Annotated in this window: 8 protein-coding genes; 7 read left to right on the forward strand and 1 reads right to left on the reverse strand. The window is 25.4% G+C overall.

Translation table 11 applies throughout. The features are described from left to right. The first annotated feature begins 233 nt into the window (after window positions 1–233). The 3 genes from CLTEP_RS12830 to CLTEP_RS12840 are packed head-to-tail and all read left to right on the forward strand — an operon-like array spanning window position 234 to window position 2,308. On the forward strand, window positions 234–626 hold the full coding sequence (locus tag CLTEP_RS12830; protein ID WP_066827330.1) for a helix-turn-helix domain-containing protein: 393 nt from the start codon (window positions 234–236) through the stop codon (window positions 624–626). Between the two features lie 15 nt (window positions 627–641). Beyond that, window positions 642–1,433, forward strand: coding sequence for an ImmA/IrrE family metallo-endopeptidase (locus tag CLTEP_RS12835; protein ID WP_066827332.1), 792 nt, complete (start codon window positions 642–644; stop codon window positions 1,431–1,433). Continuing rightward, on the forward strand, window positions 1,430–2,308 hold the full coding sequence (locus CLTEP_RS12840) for a hypothetical protein (RefSeq protein ID WP_153016338.1): 879 nt from the start codon (window positions 1,430–1,432) through the stop codon (window positions 2,306–2,308). The genes CLTEP_RS12835 and CLTEP_RS12840 overlap by 4 nt, the downstream gene beginning before the upstream one ends. A 147-nt stretch (window positions 2,309–2,455) precedes the next feature. Here CLTEP_RS12840 and trxA read toward each other — a convergent pair whose 3' ends face one another. Then, window positions 2,456–2,776 (reverse strand): thioredoxin, encoded by a 321-nt coding sequence (gene trxA, locus CLTEP_RS12845; RefSeq protein ID WP_066827336.1) that lies wholly within the window; start codon window positions 2,774–2,776, stop codon window positions 2,456–2,458. A gap of 264 nt (window positions 2,777–3,040) precedes the next feature. On the opposite strand from trxA, the gene CLTEP_RS12850 reads away from it, so the two are divergent. From CLTEP_RS12850 to CLTEP_RS12865, 4 genes are all read left to right on the forward strand, one after another. Further along, window positions 3,041–3,295 carry an ISAzo13-like element transposase-related protein gene (locus tag CLTEP_RS12850; RefSeq protein WP_479723503.1) on the forward strand — a complete coding sequence of 85 codons (255 nt, stop codon included), beginning with the start codon at window positions 3,041–3,043 and terminating at the stop codon, window positions 3,293–3,295. Between the two features lie 281 nt (window positions 3,296–3,576). Next, window positions 3,577–4,038, forward strand: coding sequence for a tRNA adenosine(34) deaminase TadA (gene tadA, locus CLTEP_RS12855; protein ID WP_066827342.1), 462 nt, complete (start codon window positions 3,577–3,579; stop codon window positions 4,036–4,038). Further along, entirely contained in the window at window positions 3,953–5,230 is a 1,278-nt protein-coding gene (locus CLTEP_RS12860) for an MFS transporter (protein WP_207644331.1), read from the forward strand. The genes tadA and CLTEP_RS12860 overlap by 86 nt, the downstream gene beginning before the upstream one ends. Window positions 5,231–5,454: 224 nt before the next feature. Beyond that, the gene (locus tag CLTEP_RS12865; protein WP_066827341.1) at window positions 5,455–6,714 is read left to right on the forward strand and encodes an MFS transporter; all 1,260 of its coding nucleotides are present in this window, start codon (window positions 5,455–5,457) and stop codon (window positions 6,712–6,714) included. The last annotated feature ends 287 nt before the right edge of the window (window positions 6,715–7,001 follow it).

Genomic DNA, 7,001 nt, shown 5'->3' on the forward strand with positions numbered 1-7,001 from the left:
ATTGCCTAAGTACACCTAGTAGGAAAGGCTTAGGTGATTAAAATATTTTGAGGAATGGGTAACTCCCATAATCTTGTAGGACTCTATTGGGATAATTGAACAATAGTGGCAAGACGAGATTTAGCAATGCTATCCTAGTGGTTGAATCCTGTGATACCACCATCTTATTAGTCCGATAAGGTGAAAAATTTAGACAGGTAAGATTGTCTAAATTTTAGAAATCAGGTGTAAAAATGAATATTACAGATAGATATAATTTAGATAGGGCATTTGAAATTAGAAAAAAAGTTGGACAGAATATATTAAATATAATTAAGGAGAAAGGTTATACTAAATCGTCTTTTTCAAGACTTAGCAATATATCAAGACCTACATTAGATAGAATTATAAATGGTGAAATAGACAATAAAACAACTTTTACTACTCATATAAATAAAATTTTAGATAATCAAATTTTAACTATTAAGGAATTATTAAATTATAATTCAGAACAAGAAGTTAGTAATATACCTGACGTGGCATTTTCAGATAATTCTCCTGAAAATCATGAATTAAAGCCTGAAGCAAAAAATATGTTTATGATTTTAGATGATATTTTACATTTATGTGAAATTTATTATGATTAGGTAGGTGCTTTAGTTATGTCTGAGATTATTACGAGCCAAAATTTAGATGAAGTTATTAAGAAAAATCTAGAAGTTAAAGTAGAAATACAAGGACTTATTAATGATTTAATAGTTAGATTCAATACACAAGGAATAAAAGGTGAAGAAAAATTAGCATTTAAAATTTTAAAAGATAATCACCTCATACAATTACCAATTGATGATAAATATTGGGGTGGAGCAGTAGTAATTAGAAATAATAAAAAGATTCCAATTATAAATACAGCACAACCTAGAGTGTATCAATATTTTGTCGCTTGGCATGAAGTATATCATTTACTATATGATATTAATTTGGAGAATGATAAACATAATATTTCTATAGATATGGAATTAAACGAAAGAAAAGCGGATTATTTTGCTGCATCTATTATGTTGGGAAATGTTTATGAGTATTATCATTCTTTAAGTGATGAAAATTTTATTGATAGAATTATTAAATGTATGGATATGTATAAAGCACCGTATAAAGCAATAATGATTAATTTATATGAAGATGCAGTTAGCAGATATAATAATAATGAATTAAAGAATATTATTTTAAAATATTTTGATAGTAAGCCTAGTAATTTGATTAAAAAATTCGAAGAATTAGAGTTAGATTCTGAATTGGTAAAACCGTCATATATAATTAGTATGGGTGGATTGGAAAAAACAATACAAGATAAGGCAAATGAAAATCCAAGTGTTTCATATCATAACTCAAATTATGAATTTTTAAATAAATTGAAAGACGAAATAAATGAAATAAAAAGAGGATTAATTTGATGAATATGCAAGGAGTAGAGGAATTAAAACAATTTATATCATATGGTGGAGAGTTAAATATATGTATATTAGATAATAATACCATTGACTTTCTAATAAAAATCAAAGAGATTATAAGTGCAGATAAGATTTTTGGAAGATATAATTTAATTTTAATTCCAGGATGGGTTGAAGAAGAGATAAATGATAGTGAGTACAGAAAAGAATATGTATGTGAATTATCAGAAAGATATAAACTAAATAAATTTCATATTAAAGAACAAAATTATTGTGAATTAGTAAACGGGCTAGAAGGAGATCTTTTTAATTTATTTAAATATTCTGTTTATACATCAGCAGAAATTACAAGATTCATTAATAGAAATATTATTAGAGGAAACCCGATTGAAGACTTAGAACCTTATGAAGAATGGCTTCAAAAATTATATAATGAAGGTTTGGCTGGAAAAAGACTATCTAATGGTAGGATAAAAAGAAAAAATGCAGGAGAAATATCAATATGTGTCTTGGCATATATATTAGCATATTATTATTTTGACAATATTGAAAATGCTATTATTTTCACTCATGATAATGATTGCTATGATTATGTTACTCTTGCAGGGGAAAAACTTATTAAGGATGATAAATTTAAAAGGAAAAACCGAAAGCCAATAACATTTAAATCTAATGATGTGTTATTATACGAATTTATAAATAACAAGTTAATAGATGAATCAGAAATTGAGAATATTCTTAATAATGTAAGACAGGAAAGATATCTTAGATTTAATAGAAAAAAATCGGATAATTCAATTGAAAATCAACATAAGTTGGTTAATAATGAAGAATTTTATGAAATTATAAAAGACCAATCTAGTCAGATAATATTTTAAAATATAAAGTATTACTAAACGGAAAATATGGAAAAATAAGCACGATATTTTAAAATTGAAAAAACAAACATATCGAGTGCGCCATATTTGTGGATACAAAAAGCCATCTAAGAAAACCTCTTAGATGGCTTTTTCGTATTTGTTTTATTATTTTAACACTTTATGGATGATTTTTTTTATTTTTTGTTTAGGAAGGAATCCTGTTATTGTTTGCTGTATTTTGCCGTTCTTAAAAATTAGTATTGTAGGTATTGATGAAATATTAAAATTTTGAGCAATAATAGGATTAGAGTCAATATCTATTTTTACAAATTTAACTTGTGAAGACAATTCTTGCGAGAGTGATTCAAGTATAGGACTTACCATTTTGCATGGACCGCACCAAGGTGCCCAAAAATCTACAACAACTGGTATATTAGGTATCAAAATTTCATTATTGAAGTTGTACGTATTTATTTCTTTAATCATAATAATCTCCTTTTCTGATAAATTCTTTTATACCATACTAAGGTATGCTATAAAAGGGGGAATGGTGATTATTATACTTACAAAGTTAGGCTATAACAAAAAAATAACAAGTCAATTTTCAGAAAAATAAAAATATACCTTCAAAATGTGTTTTAATTATAATTACTAGAAAAAAATAAAGAAATAAGGAAGCAACTTATTGCACAGAAAAAATATTGTGATGAAGAATTGCCAACAAATTAGACACTAAACAATAAAATTAATATATTGGGATATACACTTAGAAAGATACAAAAAACTTTAAAGAAAATACCAGAAACAGATGCAATTTTTGATAATCTCAAAGAAGTTCATAATGAAATTAAAAACCATGATAACATTTTAAGAATATCTATCGACACAAAAGATAGAGTTAAGATTGGTCAATTTTCAAGAGGTGGGCAGTTTTATTGGAAAATAAACCATAAAAAATTATTTTTGGGAAAATGGGTAATTATACTTAAATTCAGTCAAAATTAATTTCAAAGTTACATTTATGTGTAAGTATGTTAAATATCAATTGATAAATTATAAGCAAAATGGTATAATTTAAAAAATATGATAGCAATTTAAAATTGAATTGCTATTCATTTTAAATTGCCTTAATTATGAATGTTAGCAGCATAATTGCTACAAAAAAGAACTTGTTTATAATAAAACCAATATAATACTAAAAATGGGTGCAATAAATAAAGGTATGAGATTTTAAATTTTAACGTACCTAGGAAAGATGGAAGGCGATATGGTTGATTGATTATTTTATGAATGAAGCATTAAATGAAGCTAAAAAAGCTTTAATTTTAAAAGAAGTTCCTGTTGGTACCGTGATAGTAAAAAATGATGAAATTATAGCGAGGGCACATAATCTAAGAGAAACTTTAAATGATCCTACTGCTCATGCAGAAATATTAGCTATAAGGAAAGCTTCAGAAAAATTACAAAGTTGGAGACTTAATGAGTGTAGTTTATATGTTACATTAGAACCATGTCCAATGTGTGCAGGTGCAATCGTTCAGGCTAGAATAGGCAAAGTATATATTGGAACTTTTGATGATAAAGCTGGAGCATGTGGTTCAGTAATAAATGTACTTCAAAATGACTCTTTTAATCATTGGGTTGATATTAAATGGGTATATAATGAAGAGTGTAGTAGAATACTGGTGGATTTTTTTAAAAATAAGAGAAGAGTGGCAGTTAAAAATGAAAAACATAAAACGAAATAAAATTACAAATATAGCGATATTTTATACTATAGTTATGGGATTGTTTCAATTTTCAGACAAGATGTTTGGTGTCTCTTATATGCTTGTTCTTAATGACCAAGGATTATCTGTTAGAATGATTGGTTTTTTAGTAGGATTTCAGGAATTTGTACTTTTAATTGTGGATTATCCATCGGGTGTTATTTCTGATTATATAGGTAGAAAAAAGGTAGCAGGGATTTCATTAATATTGTATGGAGTGGGATTATTAATTTTTGCGATATCATCAAATATACCAAGCTATTTTCTGGCCTTTGCACTATTAGCGATTTCAATGGCAATGTTTAGTGGTTCGCCACAGTCTTGGTTTTATGATACTATGGTAAAATTAGATGTGTTGAGTGAACGTGAAAAGCTTATGCCTAAAATGAGTGGAGTTGTGTCTGGATTTTCCATTGTGTCAACTTTTATTGCTACTTGGCTAATTTATAAATCAATTTTTTGGCCATTGTATTTAGGTGCAATTGTTTCAGTGATATCTGGTCTTGCATTTCTATTTGTGTTTGAAGACAATAAAGGTAAACTTGAAAATGATAATATAATATCTGTAATAAAGGAATTTACAAAGAGTTTTTTTTCTGATGGACGTATGCGATCTATGGTGGTTTTTGAAATGATGAATTATACTAGTTACTCAGTGTTTATTTTGGTTTGGCAACTGTGCTTAATGAATAAGTACAATTTGGAAGAAAAATACGTAACTTTTGTTTTTATTGCATTAATGTTTGCACTTATGGTTGGTAATTTTTTATCTGGGTTAGTATTAAAAATAACATCTTTATTTAACACTACATATTTTGGTAAGGGATTAATAGTGTTTTCTCTTGTAATTTTACTTGTATTCGATAATATGTGGTTTACAATAGCGTCATTTATCTTATTTGATATAGGGTTAAGTATTTCAGGAACAACAATTTCTATTTGGAAAAATGATTATATTTCCAGTAATAATAGAGCAACATATTATTCAGCGATATCATCAGTTCAATCTATTTTTAGTATTGTTGTTACTGTGCTTATTGGTATTTTGGTAAATAAAATAGGATATAGTATTGCATGGATTATAGCAATTGTTTTTGAAATAGGCTCTATTTTAGGTTTAGCATATTTTATTAGAATATATAGTAATATGAAGGAAATTGAGTACTATTGAAGAATAATTTTATTGGTTATTGTTTGTTGTGATTCAATTATACCAAATAAGGTGATGTTCTTCTATTTTTTTATACCAATTTACGAGATAAATTCTAATAAATAGATACCATCAAATATTAAAAAAACAAATAAAGGATTTAGAAATTAAAGATATTTTGTATATAGATTTGTTAAAAATATTTTATTTGAGAATCTCTTTATAAAAAATAAGGAGTGAATTCCGTGAATCAACAATATATAAATAAAAATATAGATAAAAATATAGATAAATATTTAATATATGTAACACTATCTAGAGCGCTGTTTTATCTGCCTATATTTGTTATATTTTACAAAGGGTTAGGGGTTCCTTATGGTGTAGTTATGATTTTTTTTTCAGTGTTATCTATTGTTAAATTTTTATTAGAAGTTCCTACTGGATCTTTTGCTGATAATATTGGTAGAAAAAAAATATTAGCTATTAGTCTAATATTTAAAATTATTAGCTTATTCATTTTAAGTATATTAGCATTATTTTTAAAAAATATAAATATAGAAGGATATATCTTAATTATAATATCTACTGTATGTTTTGGAATAGGGGAAGTACTGGAGTCGGGTACTGCAGATGCGTTAGTTTATGATTACTTAAAATTTTATAATAAAGAAGAAGTATTTAAAAATGTTACTGCGAAGGCAAATAGTTTAATATTTATGGTATTCTCTGTCAGTGGTATAATTGGAGGAGGTTTATATAGTATAAATAGAAGTTTGCCATATATTTTTACACTACTAGCATTTATATTAGCGTTTATTGCTATTTTATCTTTTAATGAGATAAATTTAGAAAATAAAACTAAAAAAAAGATTAAATTTTTTAATGATAATTATATTACAATAATTAGGAGTTTTAGAAATATTAAAACTAAAAAATATTTAATTAATATAATGTTTTATGGAGCATTTTTATTTTCTTATTTTATGTTAGTAAACTGGCAGTTACAAATATTATTTAAATATATAAATATAAACGTTGCTTTATTTGGGATAATTTTTTGTGTGTTGAATTTAATAAGTTCTATTTTTGCTAGATTGTATCCTTATGTAGAGAAATATATAGATATAAAAGCCACATTATTTTTTATTGCTATTATTTTTAGTCTAGTATATATATCTATTTATTTTGTAAAAAAATCATTTGCAATAATATTACTTAGTATAATATTATATGCACTTTGGGGATATTCTGTTCCTTTATATAGTAATTTATTAAATAAAAATATAAATTCTGAAACTAGAGCAACAATGATTTCTATACAAAGTTTATTAAAATCTATTTTTTATGCAATATTATCTCCTTTATTAGGTTTCCTAGTTGATGTATATTCTATAAGAAATACATTTTTTATTACAGGTATAATGATATTTATAACACTTATAATACCATTAGTTCCTATAAAAAATGTAACTTTTAAAGATGAAAATAATAGTATTAATATATAGAGGTACCAACAGAGGATAATGTAACGAGTTACTTCTTTAAATATAATAATGTCTTTGGAATATTAACAAAAATTCCCTCTAATAGTAAATCTGTATGAAGTGTTTTTGGGTTTTGCGTTTGGCAATGCAGAAACTATTTTTGAAAATGCCTAAGTGGAATCAGCTCTAAAGATTAAAAATTCTTCGCATTAAAATGTTATAAATATGTATATGTACTCAACGAATATTATTAGTGGAATACTAATTTATATTGTTTGAGGAGGTTTAAATAATTGAGGAAGACTAGA

The organism is Clostridium tepidiprofundi DSM 19306 (assembly GCF_001594005.1).
GTDB classification, from domain to species: Bacteria; Bacillota; Clostridia; order Clostridiales; family Clostridiaceae; genus Clostridium_AC; species Clostridium_AC tepidiprofundi.

Excerpts from the sequence above, each read along its gene's own strand:
- CLTEP_RS12830 (WP_066827330.1), top strand. The coding sequence starts at position 234 with ATGAATATTACAGATAGATATAATTTAGATAGGGCATTTGAAATTAGA.
- CLTEP_RS12835 (WP_066827332.1), top strand. The coding sequence starts at position 642 with ATGTCTGAGATTATTACGAGCCAAAATTTAGATGAAGTTATTAAGAAA.
- trxA (WP_066827336.1), bottom strand. The coding sequence starts at position 2,776 with ATGATTAAAGAAATAAATACGTACAACTTCAATAATGAAATTTTGATA.
- tadA (WP_066827342.1), top strand. The coding sequence starts at position 3,577 with ATGAATGAAGCATTAAATGAAGCTAAAAAAGCTTTAATTTTAAAAGAA.
- CLTEP_RS12860 (WP_207644331.1), top strand. The coding sequence starts at position 3,953 with ATGAAGAGTGTAGTAGAATACTGGTGGATTTTTTTAAAAATAAGAGAA.